Source organism: Streptomyces sp. WAC06614 (assembly GCF_003949795.1).
Classification (GTDB): domain Bacteria; phylum Actinomycetota; class Actinomycetes; order Streptomycetales; family Streptomycetaceae; genus Streptomyces.
The window spans coordinates 1-1,312 of the sequence record NZ_RPRY01000676.1; the positions used below are offsets into that span (position 1 = coordinate 1).

The window sequence follows — 1,312 nt, forward strand, 5'->3', positions numbered from 1 at the left end:
GGGAGGCGGAGGTCGCGGTCGAGGTCCAGGGGGGTCTTCGCCTCGATGCAGGGGCGGCCGTCGGCGTCCATCGCCAGGCAGTCCGTGAGGGGTTCGGCCAGGTGGGCGTCGAGCTGGGCGAGGGCGGCGGTCAGCAGGACCTCGCGGGCCTCGGTGTTGTCGTGGGCGAAGAGGCGGGCCGGGGCGTGCAGGCCGAACAGGGTCAGGGTGTGGTGGCCCCGGGCTGCCAGGTCCGGGCCCAGGATCGTCGGGTCGGTCAGGGAGTGGCAGTAGATCTCCGAGGGCGGGGCGGAGGGCAGTTCGCCGGCCGCGGCCTCGGCGTAGGCACGGGCGAGGGCGGCGTAGCCCTCGGCGATGTGGAAGGTGCCGGCGAAGGCCTCGCGGGGGTCGACCGAGGGGTCGCGCAGCCGCGGGAGCCGCTGCAGCAGCATGTTGATCTTCAGTTGGGCGCCCTCGGCGGGCGGCTCCGGCGGGGCCTCGCCGAGGAGTTCGGCCAGGGCCCGCGGCGAGGCGCCGAACAGGACCGTACGGGCCGACACCGTGCCTTCGCCGGTGGCCGTGCGGAAGGTCACCTCGGCCCGCCGCTCCCCGTCCGGCTCGATCCGGACCGCCTCGTGACCGGTGGCGATCTCCGCCCCGGCCGCCAGCGCCGCTCGGGCCAGGGCGTCGGTGAGCGCGCCCATGCCGCCCACGGGTACGTCCCAGTCGCCGGTCCCGCCGCCGATGACGTGGTAGAGGAAGCAACGGTTCTGCGCCAGCGAGGGGTCGTGGGCGTCGGCGAAGGTGCCGATCAGACCGTCCGTCAGGACCACGCCCCGGACCAGGTCGTCGTCGAAGTGCTCCTCGATCGCCCGGCCCAGCGGTTCCTCGAACAGCATCCGCCAGGCCGCCTCGTCCCCGACCCGCGCCCGCAGTTCGGCGCGGGTCGGCAGCGGCTCGGTCAGGGTCGGGAACACCTTGGCGGCGACCTCGGCCGTGGTGCCGTAGAAGGCGCGCCAGCGCTCGTACTCCCGGTCGGAGCCGGTCAGCCGGGCGAAGGACTCCCGGGTACGGGCCTCGCCCCTGCCGACGAGCAGACCGGTGGCCCGGCCGTCCCGCTCGACCGGCGTGTACGAGGAGACGGCGCGCTTGCGGACCGCGAAGTCCAGCCCCAGGTCCCGCACGATCTTCTGCGGGAGCAGCGAGACCAGGTACGAGTAGCGGGACAGGCGGGCGTCCATGCCCGGGAACGGCCGGGTGGAGACGGCCGCGCCCCCGGTGTGGCCCAGCCGTTCGAGCACCAGGACGGACCTGCCCGCCCGGGCCAGATAGG

General features: G+C 74.9%; 1 protein-coding gene. It reads right to left on the bottom strand.

The genetic code is table 11. The features are described from left to right. Positions 1-1,312 (bottom strand): NAD(P)/FAD-dependent oxidoreductase (locus EF918_RS35815; protein WP_148141360.1); only part of this gene is annotated, 1,312 nt, incomplete at both ends.